The organism is Azospirillum palustre (genome assembly GCF_002573965.1).
Lineage (GTDB): Bacteria > Pseudomonadota > Alphaproteobacteria > Azospirillales > Azospirillaceae > Azospirillum > Azospirillum palustre.
This window is the reverse complement of the sequence record NZ_PDKW01000040.1, coordinates 123,058-143,269: the sequence shown is the minus strand read 5'-3', so window position 1 is coordinate 143,269 and position 20,212 is coordinate 123,058. Positions and strand designations below refer to the sequence as shown.

The 20,212-nt window shown below is 67.1% G+C and carries 20 protein-coding genes; 9 read left to right on the top strand and 11 right to left on the bottom strand.

Annotated features, from left to right (window positions below; translation table 11 throughout):
• Positions 1–23: 23 nt before the first annotated feature.
• Together CRT60_RS37515 and CRT60_RS36165 are read right to left on the bottom strand one after the other, a co-directional pair.
• Positions 24–401, bottom strand: a complete 378-nt coding sequence (locus tag CRT60_RS37515; protein WP_098736395.1) for a FeoA family protein — start codon at positions 399–401, stop codon at positions 24–26.
• Positions 398–709: a hypothetical protein gene (locus CRT60_RS36165; RefSeq protein WP_161958021.1), complete on the bottom strand. Its 312-nt coding sequence runs from the start codon at positions 707–709 to the stop codon at positions 398–400. The genes CRT60_RS37515 and CRT60_RS36165 overlap by 4 nt, the downstream gene beginning before the upstream one ends.
• A gap of 577 nt (positions 710–1,286) precedes the next feature.
• On the opposite strand from CRT60_RS36165, the gene CRT60_RS10575 reads away from it, so the two are divergent.
• From CRT60_RS10575 to CRT60_RS10555, 5 genes are all read left to right on the top strand, one after another.
• Positions 1,287–2,672, top strand: a complete 1,386-nt coding sequence (locus CRT60_RS10575; RefSeq protein ID WP_244592400.1) for an MFS transporter — start codon at positions 1,287–1,289, stop codon at positions 2,670–2,672.
• 105 nt (positions 2,673–2,777) lie between these two features.
• On the top strand, positions 2,778–3,932 hold the full coding sequence (locus CRT60_RS10570; RefSeq protein WP_098736393.1) for an alpha/beta fold hydrolase: 1,155 nt from the start codon (positions 2,778–2,780) through the stop codon (positions 3,930–3,932).
• 11 nt (positions 3,933–3,943) lie between these two features.
• A complete protein-coding gene (locus CRT60_RS10565) occupies positions 3,944–4,564 on the top strand; it encodes a histidine phosphatase family protein (RefSeq protein ID WP_098736392.1) in 621 nt (206 codons plus the stop codon).
• A gap of 85 nt (positions 4,565–4,649) precedes the next feature.
• A complete protein-coding gene (locus CRT60_RS10560; RefSeq protein ID WP_098736391.1) occupies positions 4,650–6,326 on the top strand; it encodes a methyl-accepting chemotaxis protein in 1,677 nt (558 codons plus the stop codon).
• A 148-nt stretch (positions 6,327–6,474) separates the two neighbouring features.
• Positions 6,475–7,599, top strand: a complete 1,125-nt coding sequence (locus CRT60_RS10555; protein WP_098736390.1) for a malate/lactate/ureidoglycolate dehydrogenase — start codon at positions 6,475–6,477, stop codon at positions 7,597–7,599.
• 10 nt (positions 7,600–7,609) lie between these two features.
• Here the strand turns inward: CRT60_RS10555 and CRT60_RS10550 are convergent, their stop codons facing one another.
• The 3 genes from CRT60_RS10550 to CRT60_RS10540 form a co-directional block, all read right to left on the bottom strand.
• On the bottom strand, positions 7,610–8,041 hold the full coding sequence (locus CRT60_RS10550) for a DUF1810 domain-containing protein (protein WP_098736389.1): 432 nt from the start codon (positions 8,039–8,041) through the stop codon (positions 7,610–7,612).
• 126 nt (positions 8,042–8,167) lie between these two features.
• Entirely contained in the window at positions 8,168–9,313 is a 1,146-nt protein-coding gene (locus CRT60_RS10545) for a hypothetical protein (protein WP_098736974.1), read from the bottom strand.
• Positions 9,314–9,321: 8 nt separating this feature from the next.
• Entirely contained in the window at positions 9,322–10,575 is a 1,254-nt protein-coding gene (locus CRT60_RS10540) for a polysaccharide pyruvyl transferase family protein (RefSeq protein ID WP_098736388.1), read from the bottom strand.
• Between the two features lie 723 nt (positions 10,576–11,298).
• Between CRT60_RS10540 and rpoH the strand changes: the two genes are divergently transcribed.
• A complete protein-coding gene (rpoH, locus tag CRT60_RS10535; protein ID WP_098736387.1) occupies positions 11,299–12,252 on the top strand; it encodes an RNA polymerase sigma factor RpoH in 954 nt (317 codons plus the stop codon).
• A gap of 51 nt (positions 12,253–12,303) precedes the next feature.
• On the opposite strand, the gene CRT60_RS10530 is transcribed toward rpoH, so the two are convergent.
• Positions 12,304–12,621, bottom strand: a complete 318-nt coding sequence (locus CRT60_RS10530; protein ID WP_204561821.1) for a hypothetical protein — start codon at positions 12,619–12,621, stop codon at positions 12,304–12,306.
• A gap of 293 nt (positions 12,622–12,914) precedes the next feature.
• Positions 12,915–13,694 carry a class I SAM-dependent methyltransferase gene (locus tag CRT60_RS10525; RefSeq protein ID WP_244592399.1) on the bottom strand — a complete coding sequence of 260 codons (780 nt, stop codon included), beginning with the start codon at positions 13,692–13,694 and terminating at the stop codon, positions 12,915–12,917.
• A 541-nt stretch (positions 13,695–14,235) separates the two neighbouring features.
• Here CRT60_RS10525 and CRT60_RS10520 point away from each other — a divergent pair.
• The 3 genes from CRT60_RS10520 to CRT60_RS10510 are packed head-to-tail and all read left to right on the top strand — an operon-like array spanning position 14,236 to position 17,068.
• The gene (locus CRT60_RS10520) at positions 14,236–15,555 is read left to right on the top strand and encodes an NAD(P)/FAD-dependent oxidoreductase (protein ID WP_098736385.1); all 1,320 of its coding nucleotides are present in this window, start codon (positions 14,236–14,238) and stop codon (positions 15,553–15,555) included.
• The gene (locus CRT60_RS10515; protein ID WP_098736384.1) at positions 15,504–16,286 is read left to right on the top strand and encodes a lysophospholipid acyltransferase family protein; all 783 of its coding nucleotides are present in this window, start codon (positions 15,504–15,506) and stop codon (positions 16,284–16,286) included. The genes CRT60_RS10520 and CRT60_RS10515 overlap by 52 nt, the downstream gene beginning before the upstream one ends.
• Positions 16,283–17,068, top strand: a complete 786-nt coding sequence (locus CRT60_RS10510; RefSeq protein WP_244592398.1) for a glycosyltransferase family 2 protein — start codon at positions 16,283–16,285, stop codon at positions 17,066–17,068. Before CRT60_RS10515 ends, CRT60_RS10510 begins: the two co-directional genes overlap by 4 nt.
• Here the strand turns inward: CRT60_RS10510 and fabG are convergent.
• The 4 genes from fabG to CRT60_RS10490 are packed head-to-tail and all read right to left on the bottom strand — an operon-like array spanning position 17,049 to position 20,210.
• A complete protein-coding gene (gene fabG / locus CRT60_RS10505; protein ID WP_098736383.1) occupies positions 17,049–17,768 on the bottom strand; it encodes a 3-oxoacyl-ACP reductase FabG in 720 nt (239 codons plus the stop codon). The genes CRT60_RS10510 and fabG overlap by 20 nt on opposite strands.
• Complete coding sequence (locus CRT60_RS10500) at positions 17,765–18,214, bottom strand: hotdog family protein (RefSeq protein WP_098736382.1); 450 nt, start codon at positions 18,212–18,214, stop codon at positions 17,765–17,767. Before CRT60_RS10500 ends, fabG begins: the two co-directional genes overlap by 4 nt.
• Entirely contained in the window at positions 18,208–19,017 is an 810-nt protein-coding gene (locus tag CRT60_RS10495) for a beta-ketoacyl synthase chain length factor (RefSeq protein ID WP_167421681.1), read from the bottom strand. Before CRT60_RS10495 ends, CRT60_RS10500 begins: the two co-directional genes overlap by 7 nt.
• Positions 19,017–20,210, bottom strand: coding sequence for a beta-ketoacyl-[acyl-carrier-protein] synthase family protein (locus CRT60_RS10490; RefSeq protein ID WP_167421679.1), 1,194 nt, complete (start codon positions 20,208–20,210; stop codon positions 19,017–19,019). Before CRT60_RS10490 ends, CRT60_RS10495 begins: the two co-directional genes overlap by 1 nt.
• Between the last annotated feature and the right edge of the window lie 2 nt (positions 20,211–20,212).

The following is a 20,212-nucleotide window of genomic DNA, read 5'->3' as shown; positions in this document are numbered from 1 at the left end:
CCGCAGGAAGAGGAGGTGACGGCTCAGCCGAGCGTCACCAGGACGGCGTGCGCCTCCGCCCGGCGCAGGGCCAGGGTGTGGTCGTTGATGCGCACGGCAAGCGGATCGGCGCCGGGGAATCCCTCATGCAGGATTTCCACGCGGGCGCCTTCGATCAAGCCCATCTCGATCATGCGGCGTTCCAGTTCGCCGGGCGGCAGCGGGGTTGCTACGGCGGAGTCGTCCAGACCGGTCACAACCGCGCGCTGGCCCTTGCGCAACGCACCGAGACGGCAGCGATCGGCACCGGCGGGGGGATCGGAACTGGTGCCGGATGCTGGACCGGGAGCTGGGCCAGGTGCTGGATGGGTGGCGGGAGACGGAGAGGCGGCGTGAGCGGGGCCGGATAGCGGCGGAATCATGGTGTGACACCTGTGGGCGGCACGCCGGAAAGGACGTGCGCATCGGCGGCAAGGGCCGCAGACCCGACAATGATGCGAATCATTTGCATTTGCGATGTGGCGAAGCGCCGCGGAGCGCTCCCATCCTCGCGGCATGGCGTTGGAGGGGGGAAGGCGCGCCTCCCATGGTCAGCAATTTTTTCGATTTTCTCCGAAAAAAATGAAGGAGCGAGGTGCGTTTTCGCAATCTCACTCTCATCATGTGTGAAAATCAAAAAGCGATTCCAATTCGAAATAGCAAAGCTCAACCTTTGCTGCGCTGCAACCAACGTGTGTATTCCGTTCCCCAGCGTCGCGGATTGTTCGACATCGGCTGTCCATGTCGCCAAGAAACATTGAAATTCGCATCAAAACCATATCAGGAATATGTATTAAGAGAAGTGCTGTTGCATTTGTCTGAATATTTTCAGTATCAGTGTTGCCAACAAAAAACATACCCAGGTATGGCGTTCAGAATCCAGAACTTTTATTTCCGAAGCAATTTCGATTTACCAATTCTTTGGAGTTAGGATTTAGCCTCCGAAACACTTCTGCGCAGCGGTTGTGTGTCTGGAGCTAAAAATGCAATCAAAATCAGTCATACGCCCGCACGTGATTCTTCCTGTTCTGGCGATGATTGGGATCGCACTGTTTTCTTGCCTGATTTATGCAAAATTTTATCGAAATGCCTCTGCGGATCCCACCTTTTCTGCTGTGCGGATTTCGCTCGATTCCGCACGCAACCATATGGCGATCCTGGCGGCTGCAATTCCGGCGGTCCTGTGGTCAGCCGGCCTGCTGCTGCCTTCTTTCCCACGCTTGGCCGGCGCCACGCCCCTGCGGGGGCTGATGGTTGTGGCTGCGGCCATGCTTGCCTTCTGTGCCATGACTTTGCCGGGGCTCGCGGGTTTGCTGCCGGCCGAGGCGGTGCGCGGCTTCTTCTATGACGCTGCCGTGCTTCTGGTCGTCTGCCTTCTTCTGGTGTTCGAAGGGTTGCTCCTGCTTGCCGCCCGCCCGGGCCGCGGGGATGCGGAGCCGGCATCGGCGGTGGGCCGCATGCGTGCCGCCCTGTTCCTGTTCATGCTGGCGGAGGAACTGTCGAGATCCTTCCTGCCGCTCTACGCCCGCGAGCTCTACACCCCGGTTTCCGGCCTGTCCGAGACCGTGATGATGGGGCTGCCGATCGGGCTGTTCATGGCTCTGGTCGCCGTCTTCACGCCCTTTGCCGGCCATTGGGCCGACCGGTTCGGCAGCCGCCGCACGCTGCTGCTCGGCACCCTGCCGGCGGTGGCGGGGTTCATCGGGACGGCGACTGCCGGGTCGATGGCGGAACTGCTGCTGTGGCGCGGGGCCTGCGCGCTCGGCTATGCGGTGATGTTCATCGGCGCGCAGGGCTTCGTCGCCCGCCACACCCCGGCGGAGCGGCGCGCGCGCGGCATGGCGCAGTTCGTCGCCGCGGTGATCGTCGCCGGCCTGTGCGGCGCACCGCTGGGCGGCATCCTCGCCGACCAGTTCGGCTACCGCGCCACCTTCGCGGTTTCGGCGCTGCTGGCGCTGGCGGCCGCGGCGGCGGTGACGCTTCTTCCGGCCGACCGGACGGAGCGGGTGCAACGACGCCCCTTCCGCATGGGCGATGCGACCGCACTGCTTGCCAATCCCCGGTTCCTGGCGTTGCTGCTGTTCTCGTCGGTGCCGACGAAGCTGATGCTGACCGGATACCTCTTTTATCTCGTCCCGGTGTCCCTGCATGCGGCCGGTGAGACGCCGGCCGGGATCGGCCGTCTGATGATGACCTATGGGCTGATCATCGTCCTGCTCGGCCCATGGGTGTCGAAGGTCGCCGACCGCACCGGCCGTCATGCCCTGTTCGCCGGGCTGGGCGGGCTGATCGGCGGGGCCGGCACGCTGGCGATCCTGCAGGAACAGGGCGTCGCGGGGATCCTGATCGGCATCGCCGCTCTCGGCGTCGCCCACGCCTTCAACAACGCCACCCAGCTGGCTTTGGTCCCGGAGGTCTGCCGCGCGGACTGTGCCCGCATGGGCGAGTCCAGCGTCTTCGCGGTCTACCGCCTGCTGGAGCGCGGCGGTTCGGTGATCGGTCCGTTGCTGGCTGCGGCGCTTGCCGACCGCTTCGGAATGCAGGCTGCGCTGGTGGCTCTCGGTGCGCTCGGCATGCTGTGCGGCACGGCCTTCTGCATCGTCTTCCTGCTGGTTCCGTCCGCCTCGCCGGCAGCGGGCGAGGCCGTCCGATGAACTCCTTCGCCCGCCAGCCCCGTGCGTCATCCGCCGATGTCGCAAACCCCGACAGCCTTGTGTCCATCGCCCCCACACCCATCGATCACGGAGGCTTCGACGCCCATGCCTGACCAGATGCTCGTGGAGCCTGTTCTGACGATGCCCTGCCCCTCCTTCGCCGGGGAAACCCTTCCTGTCCATGGCCGCCACGACGGCGCGATGGAAACCCTGCGCGTCACCCTGGAGGCGCTGGGGATCGGAACCGTCGAGGAAATGACCTGGAAGAACTATGAAACCATCATGCGGGTGGTCGAGCCGCTGATCGGTGCCGGCCATCGCCTGCGCCATTTCGATTATACCCACAGCGCGGCACTGCAACTCGGCACGGTGGAGCGGCTGCGCACCGACTACACCATCCGCCTCGCCTATACGGAGTGGGGCAGCCCGCAGAATCCGGCGCTGATATGCCTGGGGGGCATCGCGAATTCGGCCCGGCGCTTCGACTATGTCGCCCGTGCCCTGTCGCACCGCTACCATGTGCTGTGCCTCGATTGGGCCGGGCGCGGGCGCAGCGGCTGGCTGGCCGACCAGTCGGACTACAGCTTCGACGGAACCGTCGCCCAGGTGCTGGCCCTGATCCGCCACAAGCAGCTGGGCCCGGTCACCCTGCTGGGCTCCTCGCTCGGCGGCAGCGTGGCGATGCGGGTGGCGGCGGAGGCTCCGGAGCTGGTGGAACGCCTCATCCTGAACGACATCGGCCCCTTCATTCCGACCGAACGGCGTCGCCGCCGCGCCGAGTCCGTCGCCCGCCACTATGTCTTCCGCCATCCGGCCCAGCTGTTCCACCGCACCGGGGCCGCCCAGAAGAACGACGGGCCGGTGGACGACACCGTTCTCCTGCACAACAGTTTCCACCAGACCCGCTGGTCGGAGGAGAATGGCGGCCGGGTCTACCGCCACGACATCCGGGCGCTGCAATGCTACCGCGACGGCGCCATCCAGGACCACGACCAGTGGGACGACTGGCAGCGCATCGACTGCCCGGTGCTGCTGGTGCACGGCATGATGAGCGACGCCCTGCAGGAGGCGACCATCGCCCGGATGATGGGCAAGCCGGGGTTGAGCGTCCTGCATGTGCCGGATGTCGGCCATACCCCGACGCTGAGCGATCCTCTGCACATCGACGCCCTGGCCCGCTGGATGTCGGCCCCCCACGCCCTGCCGGTGGAGAGCACCATCGGCTGGACCGCGGGCGCTGCCCGCATCCTGTTCCGGTGAGGAGGCCGGCGATGACGGACGGTTTCCATTTCGTGCGCCATGGCGAGACGGACGACAACCTTCGGGGCCTGCGCTGCGGCGGCGACCGGGACATTCCCTTGACCGAACGCGGGGTCGAGCAGGCCCGGCAAGCGGCGGAGCGGCTCCGCCGGTCCGGCCGGACCTGCGGTCTGGTGATCGCCGGTCCGCTGGACCGCACTGCCGTGACCGGCGCTGTCTTCGCCGAGACGCTGGGCGTTCCGCTTCTGAGAAGGGACTGGTTGCGCGAGCGCAGCCTGGGGGCGTGGAACGGCCTGCCGATCGAGCTGACCCGCCCCTGGTTCGCCGCCGGAGAAACGCCGCCGGGAGGGGAGAGCGAAGGCGCCTTCGCCGCCCGTGTCCTGGATGGTGTCGACGAACTGGCGAACGGACCCGCCGGACTCCTGGAGCACCGGCCGCTGCTGGTCGGCAGCAAGGGAGTGGCCCGCATTCTGCTGCACCGGCTCGCCGGGCGGCCGGGCGTGGAGCTGGGAAATTGCGAGGTCGTGGACTTCACCCGCCTCTCTGCCCCGCCGGGCGGGCCGGGATGGTGGCGGTGCGACCCGCTGGTGTCTCCGCTGGAGGCGAAAGCCGGGGCCTGCTGCCCGGCCTGACTGGAGAACCGGTCAGAGGACCAATCGAAAATCGATGCGTGGATGCCGCGCGATGCCGCGTGGATCAGGAGTAAGGAGAAGGGCGATGAAGCTCAAGATTGGTACGCGGCTCATGCTGCTGGTGTTCGGCGTGGCGCTGCTCGGCACGCTGGCCGGGGCCACCGTCCACCTGACGGGAACGCGCACGAACCTGATCGAGCAGCGCAAGGCCAAGGTCAAGGAGATGGTCGATGCGGCGGCGTCCGTCATCGCGCTGTATGGCGAACAGGAGAAGTCCGGCAAGCTGCCGCGCGCGGAGGCGCAGGAGCGTGCCCGCGACGCCGTGCGCGCCATGCGCTATGGCAACGGCGAGTATTTCTTCGTCTACGACTATGCCGGAGTCAGCCTGGTCCATGGCCTGCGCCCGCAGGTCGAGGGCAAGAACCTGCTGAATCTGAAGGACCCCGACGGCGTCCCCTTCAACGTGCAGATGACCGAGGCGGCCAAGGCCGGCGGCGGTTTCGTCGCCTTCCGCCACAAGCGCACCGACGACGCCGATCCGACCCCGAAGATCGCCTATGCCGCCGGCTACCAGCCCTGGCAGTGGATGGTCGGCACCGGCGTCTACACCGACGACGTCGATGCGGAATTCCGCGCCCGCATCTGGCGCGAGCTTGGGGTCTCGCTGCTGCTGCTGGCGATCAGCGTCGGCATCGGCATCTGGGTGTCGCGCGGAATGTCGCGTCCGCTGCTGGCGATCCGCGACGTGCTGGGCCGCATCGGCGGCGGCGACCTGACGGCTGCCGTGCCCCATGCCGACCGGCCCGACGAGATCGGCGACATGGCCCGCGCCGTCGCCGGCCTCGCCACCACATTGCAGGGCGCCCGCGACGAGAGCCAGCGCGCCGACCTGGAGCGTGCCGCCCGCGACCTTCAGCGCGAGCGCCTGTCCGTCCGTGCGGCCGAGTTCGCCCGCGCGATGGACGAGGTCGTGGCGACGCTCAGCACCACCACCGTCGCCCTGCACGAGCGCACCGCCGCCCTGACCAACGACGCCGCCAGCACGACCGACGAGGCGCATGCCGCCGCCGGAGCCGCGCAGGGTGCCTCCGACAGCGTCGAATCCGCCGCCCAGGCCAGCGAGGAACTGCGCGGCTCCATCGCCGCCATCAGCCGGCAGGTGGAAAGCGCCGCCCAGACCGCGTCCCGCGCGGTGACGGAGACCTCCAACACCACCGGGATCGTCACCGGCCTCGCGTCGGCCGCCGAGCAGATCGGCGCGGTGGTGGAACTGATCAACTCGATTGCCGGCCAGACCAACCTGCTGGCGCTCAACGCCACCATCGAGGCGGCGCGCGCCGGCGAGGCCGGCAAGGGCTTCGCCGTCGTGGCGAGCGAGGTGAAGAGCCTCGCCACCCAGACGGCGAAAGCCACCGAGGACATCCAGTCGCAGGTCGGCGCGATCCGGGCGGCGACCGCGAACGCCATCGGCGCCATCGAAAGCATCGCCAGCCTGATCACCAACCTCAGCGCGCTGAACGGCGAGGTGGCGTCGGCCGTGCAGCAGCAGGAGGCGGCGACTCACCAGATCTTCGCCAACGCCCGCGCCGCCGCCGACAACTCCCGCCGCGTCACCAGCAGCGTCGGTTCGCTGTCGTCCACCATGACCACCACCAGCGAGCGGATGCGCCTCGTCTCCACCAGCGTCGAGAGCGTCTCGGAACAGTCCGAGCGGCTGAAGGACGAAGTCCGGCGCTTCGTAGCGGAGGTCAACGCCGCCTGACCTGATGGTCTGATCTGCTGAAGCGGGGCGGATTTCCGGCGGTCAAGGCTGCCGGGATCCGCCCCCTTGCTTTTTCGGCCGCAACTTGGCCCTTGCCCCGCCGCGGGGCCGGCAACCAAATAGGGGCCATCGAACGGGAAGGCAGACGATGACGGAAACACACAAGGATCCCTTCGCCGCGGCGGCGTCCTTCACTGCCGGCGTCTATGGCACCGGATTGCGGCCGGTCCGGGCGGAGCGGCTGGCGGAGGCGGCGCGGCGTCTGCTGCAAGCGGCGGGAAGCGAGGCTTCGGAAGCGGCGGTCGTCGCCGACCATCTGGTCGAGGCCAATCTGCGCGGGCACGACAGCCACGGTGTCGGCATGCTGGCGATGTACATGCCGGCGATTGCCGCCGGGCTGCTGCGTCCCAACCGGCATGCCACCGTGATCGGCCGGTCCGGTCCCTTCCTGGCGGTCGGCGGCGACAGCGGCTATGGGCAGGTGATCGCGCGCGAGGCAACGGAGCTTGCCATCGAACAGGCGCGGCAGGACGGGTTGGCCGTGCTGTCTCTGCGCGACAGCCACCACATCGGCCGTGTCGGTTCCTATGGCGAGCAGTGCAGCGGTGCCGGGATGGTCATGCTCGCCTTCGTCAATGTCGTCACCCGCCCGGCGGTGGCGCCGCATGACGGCACCCGGCCGCGGCTGGGCACCAACCCGATCTGCATCGCGGTTCCGGCCACGCAGGCGACGCCGGCCTTGATCCTGGATTTCGCCACCAGCGCCGTCGCCGTCGGCAAATGCCGCGTCGCCATGGGCAAGGGGCAGGAGATGGCGCCGGGCCTGCTGCTCGACCAGCAGGGCGACCCCACGCGCGATCCCGGCGTGATGTTCCAGGACCCGTCGGGCGCCCTGCTGCCGCTGGGCGGGCACAAGGGATTCGGGCTGGCGCTGATGTGCGACGTGCTGGCGGGGGCTTTGGCCTCTGCGATGCCGGGTACGCCGTCCCACCAGGATTCCGGCCGGGTGATGAACAACATGTTCGCCATCGTCTTCGACCCGGCGCGCGGCGGCAACGCGCAATGGGCCGCCGATCTCGACGAGCTGGTGGCCTATGTCCGCGACACGCCCACGGCGCCGGGGGCCGAGGCCATCCAGATGCCGGGCGAACCGGAAACCCGCACCCGCCGGCAGCGTCTGGCCGACGGCATTCCGCTGGACGGCGCCACGCTGGCGATGCTGGACAGTCTGGGGCGGGAGCGCGGGCTGGCCCTTGGCGACTTGCTGGCCTGACGGCCGGCTGTCAGGCCAGCAGCTTCAAGGTCGCATCGTCCGGCCGGCCGTCGCAGAATCGGTCAAGCGCATTGCGGTAGAGGTCTCCCCCCTCTGCCGCCGCCTGGGCGAACAGGGTCATGGAGGAGCGGAACTTCAGGTCGTCGGGTGAGCCGAAGATCTCATGAAGCGTCCGCCCCTGCACGGCCAGCACGGTCTCGATCGCCTGTGCCAGCCGGCTGCCCAGGACGGGGTGCGCCAGATAGGCCCCCGCCTCGTCCAGGCCGGCGATGCCATAGAACCGGGCGGTGGGCGAGCGGCCGAGGTCGCGCAGCTGCGGGAAGATGAACCACATCCAATGGCTGCGCTTGCGGCCTTCGCTCAGCTCCGCCAGCACGGTCGTGTAGACCGGGTCCTGAGCCTTGACGAAGCGCTGGAGGTCGAAAGGATCGCTGTCCGGCATGGCGCCGCTCCTCGTTCCAGGGTCCATGCCGAGACATCGGTCGCAGACCGGCGCTTCGCAACGGTTGTTTGTCAGGTTACAAGGCCCGGCCGCTCAGAGCGCGGCACCCTGACCGCTGGCGGACGGTCAGCCTCCGTCGATTTCCACCCGCATGCGGACGAGGTCGCGGTTCCAGGTGATCCTGCATTTGTCGAGGTTCAGCCGCGTCATGTAGACGTAGGCGGTCTTGCCGACATCCTCGAAATTGTGGCTCTGGCTGGTCGGGTCGAGCAGAGCCGGGTAGTCGAAAGCCGCCGCATCGCCGCAGCCGTAACGGAACAGCAGGGGGGCGGCCCACAGAAGCTCCGGCTTCGACCAACCGACCAGATCGGGGGAGGTGCTGGTCCAGATGCCGGTGCGGCCGTCGCGGGTCATCGCCACCGTGGCGATGAACAGGCCGCTGGCGCGGTGGCGGACGATGCTGCGCACGGTGCCCTGCAACACGCCGGGGGCGACCGGGGCGCAGACATGGTTTTCCGGCGCATCATCGCTCTGGCCGTCGCGGACGAAGCGGACGGAGTAGGAGTGGCCGTCCCACCCGCGCCAGCTTTGCGGATCGGCGAGGTTGTCGGTGCGCATCAGGCAGGCGCCGCGCTGTTGCGCGCCGAACCGCTCGGCCCACAGGAAGGCGTACCAGTGGTCGCCGTTGCGGACGATGTTGCTGGGCGCGAAATAGCCGGTGCGCTGGCCGACATCGCCGCTGTAGGGATAGGGCAGTGTCGCGACGGTGTGGTTGGGCGCCGCGGCGATCAGCCGGAAGCTGGCCCCGCCGTCGCTGGAGACCGCTGCGGTGATGCTGTTGCGCCAGCAGCGCGTGTACTCGCCGGACGGGCAAAGCGCCCGCCGTTTCTGCGCATGGAACTCGTTGCTGACCAGGGCGAAAACCGTGCTGCCGTCCGGCGTGTAGAAGGACGAGATCCAGCTGCGATCGTCATGCAGGCGTGGGTCGTCCTGCCCGTGACCCTGGAAGATCACCGCGCAGTTCGGCCGCACGGCATCCAGCGAAGGGCCGGTCAGCGCCCGTGCGGTGGAATGCGAGGCGATCAGATGCACCGTGCCGCCGGCATCCCGGAAGGCGCGCGCCGGGGTGTCCGGCGCGTCGCTTTCGGCGCAGGCGTCGCGTTGCCAGGAGGTGACCGCTTCCGGTTCCCCCGTCTTCCTGATGGCCAGTGCCTGGGCTTGCGCGGCGGCCATGCCCAGCGTGATCGCCAGTGCCGCGGTCCGGCGGAGCATGGCGGCCTTCACTTGCCGTTCGCGATGGACTTCAGGAACGGTGCCGGCTGAAGCCGGTTGGCAACCAGGAAGTCCAGGTAGCGGGCGGCCGACTCGGCACGGTGGCGGTCGTAGGCGTCGGGGTCGAAATTGATCAGTGATTTCAGACGGCTGCGGGTCAGCGGCATCGTCAGGTCGGCGGCGTCGGCATAGGGCACGCCGGTGTTCTCGCAAAGCTCGCGCGTGCGGGAATCGATGGTGACCGTCAGGCCCATCCGCTCCGCCTGGATCGCCAGGGCGACGCCGTGATAGCGGCAGCCGATGGTCAGATCCTGCTGCCGCAGAGTGTCCATCCAGGCCGGCACGTCATAGTAGGATCGCATGTAGTTCCGGCACCAGGCCTTGAACTCCTCGAAGGAGTAATGCGGCACGGTGTGGCGGTGGATTTCCTTCAGCGCATGCGGGTCGATGCTGTCGAACAGCCCGCGCGAGGCGCGGATCATCTCGCCCATCGACTGGACGATGTACTGGCCGGGCGCGATGGGGTCCATCATCAGGGCGATCAGCTGATGTTCGATTTCCCGCGTCTTCACCCAGGCCTGATGGCCGCCGGCCACGGTGACCGAGCGCGGCAGGTCGAGCACCGACCAGTTCGCATGGATCTTCCGGCCCAGGCCCGGCGCCTGGTTGAGGAAATGCGACGGGCAGCCGCCGGGCAGCGAGCCGGAGATGCCCAGCTTGTCCAGCTGTGCCGTGGTGTAGGCACCGCGGGTGTAGATGTTGGGCGAGGTCGCGGAGGACGGGTTGGAGGCCGCGATCACCTGCGCCCAGCGCAGCGTGCCGGGGCTTAGTTCGATGTCGTGCTCATAGCTGTTCGCCTGGGCACCAAGGCCGATGGCGACGACGGGAAGGCCGGATTCTTCCAGATTCTCCGCCATCTGGCCGTAATCGGTGTGGCGGCCCAGCTGGTTGGCGCAGGGAATGACGATGATGTCGGCGTTGTTCCGCAGCGTCTCCGCCGACGAACCCCAGCTGAAATGCTTCACCGGGTTAGTGATGTGGCTGCAGATCGAATGCACGAAGGCGAGGTTGCCGTTGTTGTGCCCGATCCCGTTGTACAGGTCGTCGAAGGGGGCGTTCGAATAGAGGCCGAGATTCGGCGTCTTCCACAGCACCGCGACGCGCAGAGGCTGGGACGGCGCATGGCCGGAAATCCGTTCAGACGCCTGGCCGGACGTATGCGGCCGGTCGACAGGGGTGTCGATCACGATGTCTTCAAGCATGTCGGCTCTAGCCTCGGGTCGGTGGATGCTGGAAACAGGCCGACGGTAAGCGCAGAAGAGGTAAGACTGCAAGTGATAACATAAAAATAACACGGCATGATCATTGGAAGACAGTATTTAGACTTTCAAATAAAATCTCACATGGGAGTTTGATTTGCATGATTCGACCGAGGATCGGTTGATCCTCTTATGAAGGTCCATCGAAATTCGAAAGATCATCGATCTTGCGGCAGGGGGTTGAAAGCGGCGGTGGCGTGTCCCATTTCCGAAAGCGTCCCGCCAAGACAGGCGCGGGAACCGAGCTTCAGTTGGGGTGCCAGGAAAATTCGCCTGGGCGCCCCTTTTATGCGTTGGGAAAATTCCTATATAGAGTCTGTTGCGCCGCTGATGGCGCCGGCTCCGACAGGATGGCTTTTGCCCCGATGATCCTTAAGTTTTCCCCGGTTCGGTCGCGCTGATCGCGTGGCCCAGCCGCTCCTCTCCGGCCCTCGCGGCGTGCTGGCTGCTGTGACCTCCTTCCCCGGTCGCGGCGCTGCCCGCGGGGCTGGAGAGGACCCCTTCTTTGACCGTTCCTGCACCGAGACCCGGTGCACGCCGTCCGGCAGCGTCGAATGCCGGTAACGCAACGAACCAAAAATCGACCTTTCAACAGGACCGACCCGAACAACGCCGGGGCCTTTGCCCGCGGCGCCGCTCCCGTCGGATGGGAGAAAAAGAGACACCATGCAGCGAAACGCTGAAACCCGCACGACCCAGCCCACCGTACAAACCACCACCCAAGCCCGTCCTGCCGAACCCCGTTCCGCCGAGCCGATGCAGCTCTATCTGCAGGATGCCCGCAAGTATCAGTATCTGACGCCTGAACAGGAACATGATCTGGCGGTCCGCTGGCACGACCGGCAGGATCCGGCGGCGCTCGACATGCTGGTCGGCAGCCATCTGCGGCTTGTCGTCAAGATGGCGCGCGGCTATCTCGGCTATGGCCTGCCGCTGGCCGATCTGGTGGCGGAGGGCAATGTCGGCGTCATGCAGGCGGCGCAGAAGTTCGATCCCGGCAAGGGGTTCCGCTTTGCCACCTATGCCTCGTGGTGGGTGCGTGCCGCTATCCAGGAGTATGTCCTGCACAACTGGTCGCTGGTGAAGATCGGCACCACCGCCGGGCAGAAGAAGCTGTTCTTCAGCCTGCGCCGTCTGAAGGCACGGATGCAGGAACTGGAGAGCGGCGACCTGTCGCCGGAGGCGGTGGAGAGCATCGCCACCGAACTGAACGTGTCGAAGGCCGAGGTGGTGGAGATGAACCGCCGCCTGGGCAACGACCGCTCGCTGAACGTCGGCCTGTCGGAGGATGGCGATGCCGAGTGGCAGGACCTGCTGGCCGACGACCGTCCGGACCAGGAGACGACCCTCGCCGACTCCGAAGAGCGCCGCCGGCGTCAGCAGTTCCTCAAGCTCGGGCTGGGCGTGCTGGACGACCGCGAGCGCAAGATCCTGATCGCCCGCCGCCTGCGCGACGAGCCGCTGACGCTGGAGGAACTGAGCCAGACCTTCCACGTCTCGCGCGAGCGGGTGCGCCAGTTGGAGGTGCGTGCCTTCGAAAAGCTCCAGAAGGCGGTGATCGCCACCGCCAGGACGGAGCAGGTGACGATGGAAAAGAACCGCCTTCTGATCGATGCCTGAGCGGGGTGGGAACTCCCCGCTTTGGCCAGTCGGCGGCTTTCATCGGCGGCTTTACGTGTCCAGGCAACCGCCCTTCGGCGCGACGGTGATGCGGATCAATTCCGACCCGCCGCCGCCGAAGACATTGCCGCCGGTGTAGGTCAGGCAGCCTTCGTTGCGGTAGATCACTTGAAGCCGCTGGGCGTCGTTGCCGAAATAGAACGGGATCCAGCGCTTGCCGGTCTCGTGCCGGATCATGTTGTCGGGCGCGCCGATCAGGGTGGAGACCTCCTCCATCGTCATGCCGATCTGCAATTTGGCGAAACGGCTGCCGGGGGCAGGGGTGCCGATCACTTCGCCCTCATAGCGGCCGTCGCGTGACTTCACCATTCTTCCCCCCGGTGTCGACGGTGCGGCCGAGGCGGTGGCGCCTGTCCCGTCGCCGGTCGCAGCACCCTGTTGTTGCCCGGCGCAGCCGACCAGCAAAGCCGCCACCGACAATGCCGCCCAAGTCGTTCTAGCCAGCATGTCTTTCCTCACCGAATCTGTTCTGGTTGTTGCCCTGTAGGGACAACTATGAGTGCGATAACCCGATGAAGGCATCGGCAAAGGCGGGTGAGGAACCCCTAAGAGGGGTAGTAACAACAGGCGGATCACTGCCCATCGGCCCTTCGCTCAGCCCTTCACACCATGGCTTCGGCTTGGCGCTTGCCGATATAGTTCTTGAACAGGTCGTAATCGGTGTCGCAGCGTACCTGTGCCAGCCCGGCCGCCGCCATCGCGGCGGTGATGACCTCCGGCTCCACGCAACGGTCGATCGTCTCCCAATAATAGCGCATCAGCGTCCGTCCGCTCTCACCGCCACCGCTGAGGCGTGAGATGGCCGGCACCACCATGCCGAGATAGGCGTTCATCAGATGCCGGGTGACCGGGCGGCGCGGCCGGCCGATCTCCATCACCAGCACGGTCCCGCCCGGACGCAGCACCCGGCGGAACTCGCGGAACGTGGCGGTCAGGTCGCCGACATGGCGCAGCGCATAGCCGATGGTGACGAGGTCCACACTGCCATCGGCCAGCGGCAGGGCATCGGCCACGCCCTGGATCAGCGGGATGGGAAGACTGCGCCGTGCCTCCGCCAGCATCGCTTCGCTGAGATCCAGGCCGATGACATCGCCGGGATTGCCGCAGAGCGACACGGCCTCCCGTGCCACGAGCCCGGTGCCGATGGCGACGTCCAGCACCCGCATGCCCGGCTGCAAACCCGCCCGCCGCAGGCATTGCGACCGGTACCAGGAACCGGACCCGAGCGCGAAGATGGCGTTGATGCGGTCGTAATGATGGGCAGTGCGGTTGAACAGCCCACGGACGAAGCGCTGACGCTGCGTCCTGTCGCCATAATAGGCGTCCAGAACGGGATGCGGTTCGACGGCGGTGCCGACGCGGGGCGTGGATTCGGTCGGCACGGCATTGTCTCCTTCGAAAGGGAGCGGGCCAATGGGGGAGGGTGGTCGAGAATGTCGCTCGTCGCGCCGGTTCGGCTGTCCGGCCGGTGGAGCGAGACGGTGAAGCCGTCCCCGACCGACAGGTTGACGGTTCGCTTGTAAAACATCCCCGGTTGAGGTGGTCGTTTTCAGCTCGTCGGCATCTTGTGGGTGCGGAACCCGGCAGGCAAGTGGGTTTCCATGTCACCAAATGGGTAACCAATCAAGACGGTTGCGCAGGCGCAAGTGCATCGGTCGGATAGGACGGCGGCGTGCAGTGGCTTTGAAATCAATTCGAAACATTGCTTGCTGGAATGTTGAGAGCAGAACGCGCCAATATCGAAGGCGGGTGGATATATCCTTTCGGCTAGCCCCCGGATAAAGGGCAGTGTCAGGGTTTTGTCCCTGGATTGCGCGGGATGGGCTGCGGTAAATTTTGACGAGAGTTACCGGTCACCGAGCCAGAAACGGGTATCCACCTCGAACACCCCAATGCGGGACAAGCGGGAGAGCGGCAAAGCCCATGGTGTCGAACGGTTCCGATTACGATTACGATTGCGATGTCCTGGTGGTGGGTGGCGGACCGGCCGGTTCGTCCGCCGCTGCGCTGCTGGCCGGGAAGGGCCATCGGGTGGTTCTGCTGGAAAAGGACCATCACCCGCGGTTCCACATCGGTGAATCCCTGCTTCCCTGCAACCTGCCCCTGCTGGAACGGCTGGGCGTGCTGGAGGAGGTGGAGCGGATCGGCATGCTGAAATATGGGGCGGAGTTCGTTTCGCCCTATCACGGCAAGGCCGTCACCTTCGACTTCGCCAATGCCTGGGACAAGTCCAAGCCCTATGCCTTCCAGGTCCGGCGGTCGGAATTCGACCATATCCTGATCCGCAACGCCGCGGCGAAGGGGGCGACGGTCATCGAAGGCTGCAAGGTGACGGATGTCGACATGCAGGGAACGGACGGCAGCACCGTCACCGCCCGGCAGGAGGACGGCACGACCCGCACCCTGCGCACGCGCTTTCTGGTCGATGCGTCTGGCCGCGACACGCTGCTGGCATCCCGCTTCGGCATCAAGCGGCGCAACGTCAAGCACAACAGTGCGGCGATGTTCGGCCATTTCACCGGCGCCAAGCGGCTGCCGGGCAAGGCCGAAGGCAACATCACCGTCTTCTGGTTCGACCATGGCTGGTTCTGGTTCATCCCGCTTGCGGACGGCACCACAAGCGTCGGGGCGGTCTGCTGGCCCTATTACTTCAAGACGCGCAAGACCGACCAGACCCGCTTCTTCCTCGACACCATCGCCCTGTGCCCGGCGCTGGCGGAGCGGCTGGAAGGGGCGGAACTGACCGGACCGGTGACGGGGACCGGCAATTTCTCATATCAGGCCGACCGCATGTCGGGTCCCGGCTATGTCATGCTGGGCGACGCCTTCGCCTTCATCGATCCGGTCTTCTCCACCGGCGTCTATCTGGCGATGACCAGCGCCTTCGAAGGGGCCGAGGCGGTCGACGCCTGCCTGCGCGATCCGGCCCGCCAGGAACAGGTGCTGAAGCGTTTCGAGCAGACCGTCCGGCAGGGCATCGGCACCTTCTCCTGGTACATCTACCGGGTGACCACGCCGGCCCTGCGCAACCTGTTCATGGGGCCACGCAATGTCTTCCGGGTGGAGGAGGCGTTGCTGTCGCTTCTGGCCGGCGACGTCTTCCGCCCGTCGCCGATCAAGGCGCGGCTGAAGATATTCAAGGCGATCTACTACATGAACGCCCTGCTGGACTTGAAAAGGAACTACATGGCATGGCGGAAACGGCGGCAGAACGTGCGCACCCCCGTGGGCGACGCGGTCTAGGCATTCTCTGCGCGGTCCGGCGGGCCTGGGGCTATCCCCTGTTCTACGGCCTGCTGTTCCTGTTCGGCCTGATGTCGCTGGCCTGGAGCCTGACGGCGGCGCTGATCAACCCGCTTCTGCCGCGTCGGATCGCCGGGCCGCTCGGGCGGCGGGCGATCGGGACGGGCTTCCGCCTTTATCTCGACACGCTGCGGGCCTGCGGGGTGTTGAGGACCGACCTGTCGGCGTTGGATTCGCTGAAGGATGATGGCGGCCTGCTGATCTGCCCGAACCATCCGTCGATCCTGGATGCCGTGCTGCTGATCTCGCGGGTGCCGGACCTCGTCTGCATCGCCAAGGCCCCGGTTTACGACAACCTCCTCTTCGGCGGCGGGGCACGGATGGCAGGCTATATCCGCAACGACGCGCCGAACTCGCTGGTCAAGATGGCGGCGCAGCGGGTGCGGGCGGGCCGCCAGCTGCTGATCTTTCCCGAGGGCACACGGACGGAGCGGGCGCCGGTCAACCCGCTGAAGGGCGGCTTCGCGCTGATCGCCAAGACGGCCGGCGTGCCGGTGCAGACCGTGTTCATCGAGGCCAACACCAACTTCCTCGGCAAGGGCTGGCCGTTGTTCCGCAAGCCGGAGTTCCCGCTGGTCTACACCGTCCGCCTCGGCCGCCGCTTCGATCCGCCGACCGATGTGCGCGAACTGGTTGCGGATGTGGAACGCCATTACAGGGCAGAGCTTTGATCACCGACGCCTCTACCAGCCATCTTGTCCTGATCCCCAGCTACAACACCGGGCCGAAGCTGTTCGAGACGGTGCAAGCGGCCCGCGCGCATTGGGCGCCGGTCTGGGTCGTCGTCGACGGCAGCACCGACGGCACGGGTGAAGAACTGCGGGCGATGGCCGCGGACGATCCGCATCTGCGCGTGCTGGAACTGCCGGTCAACCGCGGCAAGGGGGCCGCCGTGCTGCATGGGCTGGAGGAGGCGGAGCGCTGCGGCTTCACCCATGCGCTGACCATGGATGCCGACGGCCAGCATCCGGCCGACCGCATCCCGCAGTTCCAGGGCGTGTCGCTGGCCAACCCCGATGCGCTGGTGCTGGGCCGGCCGGTGTTCGACGCCGGGGCCCCGCGGCTGCGCGTCGGCGGCCGCAAGATCTCCAACTGGTGGGCCAATCTGGAAACGTTGTGGGGCGGGATCGGCGACTCCCTGTTCGGTTTCCGCGTCTATCCGATCAAGCCGCTGCGCGCGGTGATGCGGCGCAATCCGTGGATGCGGCGCTTCGACTTCGATCCGGAAGCGGCTGTGCGGCTGTGCTGGGCCGGCCTGCCGACCATCAACGTCCCGGCCCCGGTCCGCTATTTCAAGGCGGAGGAGGGCGGCGTTTCCCACTTCAAGTATGTCCGCGACAATGCCCTGCTGACCTGGATGCACACGCGGCTGATGCTGGGATTCATCGGACGGCTGCCGATGCTGGCGGTCCGGCGGGTGCGGTCCCGGCCGATCAGATCATTCCTCCGTTGATCGAAACGATCTGGCCGGAGATGTAGGCGGCGCGGCCGGAGGCCAGGAAGGCGACGAGGTCGGCCACCTCCTCCGGCCGGCCGGCGCGCTTCATCGGCACCATCCGCTTGACCATGTCGGCGTCGAAGGTGGCGTCGGCCATGGGCGAGGCGATGATGCCCGGCGCCACTGCGTTGACGGTGATGCCGCGCGGCGCCAGTTCCAGCGCCAGCGACTTGGTCGCGCCATGCAGACCCGCCTTGGCGGCGGCATAGTTGGTCTGGCCGCGGTTGCCGGCAATGGCCGCCACCGACGACACGGTAACGATCCGGCCCCAGCGCGTGCCGATCATCGGCATCAGCAGCGGTTGCGTCACGTTGAAGAAGCCGTTCAGCGACACGTCGATGACGCGGCCCCACTGTTCCCGCCGCATCGCCGGCATCACCGCGTCGTCGTGAATGCCGGCATTGTTGACGAGGATCTGAACGGGTCCCGAATCCAGAACCCGGTCCAGCGCCTCGGCGGTCGCTTCGGCGTCGGTCACATCGAAAACCACCGCTTCCGCCGATCCGCCGGACGCGGCGATTTCCGCCGCCAGCGCTTCGGCGCGGGCGATGGAGCCGTTGGCATGGATCAGCACATGATTGCCGTCGGCGGCCAGTGCCTTGCAGATCGCGGCGCCCAGCGCCCCGCTGCCGCCCGTGACGAGTGCGCGTTTCATGCCGCCCCCAAATCCGTGACGCCGGCGTCGATCACCACAGCCGCCCGGCCGCTCAGCAGCTCGCGGTCGCCGGCCGCGATGGAGAAGGCGTAGATCACGCGGCTGCCCTCGCCGGTCAGGTTCTCGGCGTCGATGACCAGATCCTCCGCGATGTCGTCGAGCCGCGCGACCTGACAGGACAGGTCGCGCAGGCTGGCGAGATAGCCCGCGGCGGGGCGCCCGCCGTCGGTGGTCAGCCCGCCATGCACCGCCATTGCCTGGGACGCGTATTCCACTCCGCACAGCGCGGCGAGCCGCCCGGTGTGGCGCAGCGGGTTGTCGGCGGCACGGTGGCTGCGGGCGATGCAGCGGATGCGGATGCGGTCCCACGACAGCACGCCGTCGAGCAGGCACATGGTGCCGGCATGCGGGATCAGGGCGGCAAGCTCATCGCGCGTCATCAACATGGCCCGCCCACCCGGATCGCCACCCGTCCGCCCGGCGGCAGGTCGAGCACGATTGCTTCCGGCGCGCCGCCTGCCCCGACCCGCGCAAGGGCGGCCAGCAGCGGCAGGGATCGGGCGGTCGGGTTTCCTGTGCGCAGTGCTTCCAATCCGATATCGACCATGCGGCTGACCGGCTCGTCCCCGCGCGACAGCTCGATGTCCAGGCTGGCGAGGCAGCGTCCGGTCGGTTGCGGCGTCAGGACCAGGGCCGTGCCGAAGGCCCCGGCGATGGGACGGACCTTGCTCAGCGGCTCCGGATAAGGAAGGTCGTAGGCGATCAGCGCCACGGTCCAGCCATCGCTCGAAACTTCCGCCGCGGCTTCCAGCAGGCCGGTCTGGAAGCTCTCGTCATGGGCGGACAGGCTGGTGGAGGGCTCGCGGCAGCGGGTGGCGATGCTCCAGTAGCCGGCCGGTGCATTGTGGACGGAGTTGTGGAAGCGCGTCGGCGAGATGTCGCGCTCCTCCGACGCCAGCGAGTCCAGGATCTGGTGCAGCGTGTCGGGATCGCCGCTGGAGGAGGTGAAAACGGTGGCGACGGTGGCGGCATCGCGTCCGGTCTGCGCCAGCGCCTCGGCCCCCACCGCCATGGCAAGCTTCACCGTCGGCACGCTGCGGCGCCGTTCGGCGGGCGGCAGGAGCGGGCTGGCGGTCAGCACGGCCGGCGCGGCCAGATAGGCAGCCTCGCCGGTCAGGATCGCGCGCGACTGCTCCCAGCCGGGAAGTCCCGGACCGAGCAGGCCGATCCCCTCGACATAGGCGCGCATCAGGCCGCCCACCCGAAGATCAGGCTGCTGTTGCTGCCGCCGAAGCCGAAGGAGTTGGTCATCACGCGGTCCAGCCGGCCCTGTTCATTGGCCTGCAGATAGCGGCTGCGCAGGACAGGGTCGAGGGTCAAAGTTTGCGGGCTGCCGGGGATCAATCCGGTGCGGAGCGCCAGCACGCTGACGATCGCCTCGACGATGCCGGCGGCCCCCAGCGTGTGGCCGGTGTAGCCCTTGGTCGAACTGACCGGGGTGCGGGTGCCGAGCAGACCGGTGATCGCCTGGTCTTCCGCCGCGTCGCCATAGGTGGTGGCGGTGCCGTGCAGGTTGACATAGTCGATGTCGGCCGGGCGCAGGCCGGCGCTGGTCAGCGCCCGTTCCATCGCCAGCCGGGCACCCAGCCCTTCCGGATGGGGGGTCGACATGTGGTGCGCGTCGTTGCTTTCGCCGGCGCCCAGCAGGTGGATGGTGCCGGGGGCGGGTCTGGCAGCGGCTCGCTCCAGCAGGGCGAAGCCGGCGGCCTCGCCCAGCGAGACACCGCCGCGGTCCGCATCGAACGGCCGGCAGGGGGTGGGGGAAACCAGCTCCAGCGAGTGGAAGCCGTAGAGCGTCGTCAGGCACAGGCTGTCGGCACCGCCGACCACCGCCGCATCGCACAGGCCGGCGGCGATCATGCGGGCGGCGTTGGCGAAGACCTTCGACGTTGTGGCGCAGGCGGAGGACACCACGAAGGCCGGCCCCGTCAGCCCCAGGCGCAGGCGGACGAAATCGGCGAGCGAACCGGTGCTGTGGGTGGTGGCAAAGCTGAAGGTGGATGGCAGGGCTCCGGTCTGCGGATCGCGCGCCCGGAAGGCCAGCTCGGCCGACAGGATGCCGGAGGTGCTGGTGCCCAGGAAGACGCCGATCCGGTCGGCGCCATAGCGTTCCCGGGCGCTGGCGACCGCCGCGGCGAAACCGTCCGTATGCAGAGCCATCTCGGCCAGCCGGTTGTTGCGGCAGTCGAAGTTGGCGAGATCGTCCGGAATGCGGGTGTCTTCCACCCCGTCCACCTCGCCGATGTGCGTGTCCAGTGTAGCCGTCTCGAACCTGCAAGGTTTCAGGCCACCCCGGCCGGTGAGTAGAGCATCCAGGGTTGCATCCTGGCCAGCGCCAAGGCTACTGACGATACTCATATGGCTTAGGGAAAGTGGCTGCACGA

What these genes read in the sequence shown, in the direction of transcription:
- CRT60_RS37515 (WP_098736395.1), bottom strand. Translation starts at nt 401, where the DNA reads ATGATTCCGCCGCTATCCGGCCCCGCTCACGCCGCCTCTCCGTCTCCC.
- CRT60_RS10575 (WP_244592400.1), top strand. Translation starts at nt 1,287, where the DNA reads ATGCTTGCCTTCTGTGCCATGACTTTGCCGGGGCTCGCGGGTTTGCTG.
- CRT60_RS10570 (WP_098736393.1), top strand. Translation starts at nt 2,778, where the DNA reads ATGCCTGACCAGATGCTCGTGGAGCCTGTTCTGACGATGCCCTGCCCC.
- CRT60_RS10565 (WP_098736392.1), top strand. Translation starts at nt 3,944, where the DNA reads ATGACGGACGGTTTCCATTTCGTGCGCCATGGCGAGACGGACGACAAC.
- CRT60_RS10560 (WP_098736391.1), top strand. Translation starts at nt 4,650, where the DNA reads ATGAAGCTCAAGATTGGTACGCGGCTCATGCTGCTGGTGTTCGGCGTG.
- CRT60_RS10555 (WP_098736390.1), top strand. Translation starts at nt 6,475, where the DNA reads ATGACGGAAACACACAAGGATCCCTTCGCCGCGGCGGCGTCCTTCACT.
- CRT60_RS10550 (WP_098736389.1), bottom strand. Translation starts at nt 8,041, where the DNA reads ATGCCGGACAGCGATCCTTTCGACCTCCAGCGCTTCGTCAAGGCTCAG.
- CRT60_RS10545 (WP_098736974.1), bottom strand. Translation starts at nt 9,313, where the DNA reads ATGCTCCGCCGGACCGCGGCACTGGCGATCACGCTGGGCATGGCCGCC.
- CRT60_RS10540 (WP_098736388.1), bottom strand. Translation starts at nt 10,575, where the DNA reads ATGCTTGAAGACATCGTGATCGACACCCCTGTCGACCGGCCGCATACG.
- rpoH (WP_098736387.1), top strand. Translation starts at nt 11,299, where the DNA reads ATGCAGCGAAACGCTGAAACCCGCACGACCCAGCCCACCGTACAAACC.
- CRT60_RS10530 (WP_204561821.1), bottom strand. Translation starts at nt 12,621, where the DNA reads ATGGTGAAGTCACGCGACGGCCGCTATGAGGGCGAAGTGATCGGCACC.
- CRT60_RS10520 (WP_098736385.1), top strand. Translation starts at nt 14,236, where the DNA reads ATGGTGTCGAACGGTTCCGATTACGATTACGATTGCGATGTCCTGGTG.
- CRT60_RS10515 (WP_098736384.1), top strand. Translation starts at nt 15,504, where the DNA reads ATGGCGGAAACGGCGGCAGAACGTGCGCACCCCCGTGGGCGACGCGGT.
- fabG (WP_098736383.1), bottom strand. Translation starts at nt 17,768, where the DNA reads ATGAAACGCGCACTCGTCACGGGCGGCAGCGGGGCGCTGGGCGCCGCG.
- CRT60_RS10500 (WP_098736382.1), bottom strand. Translation starts at nt 18,214, where the DNA reads ATGTTGATGACGCGCGATGAGCTTGCCGCCCTGATCCCGCATGCCGGC.
- CRT60_RS10495 (WP_167421681.1), bottom strand. Translation starts at nt 19,017, where the DNA reads ATGCGCGCCTATGTCGAGGGGATCGGCCTGCTCGGTCCGGGACTTCCC.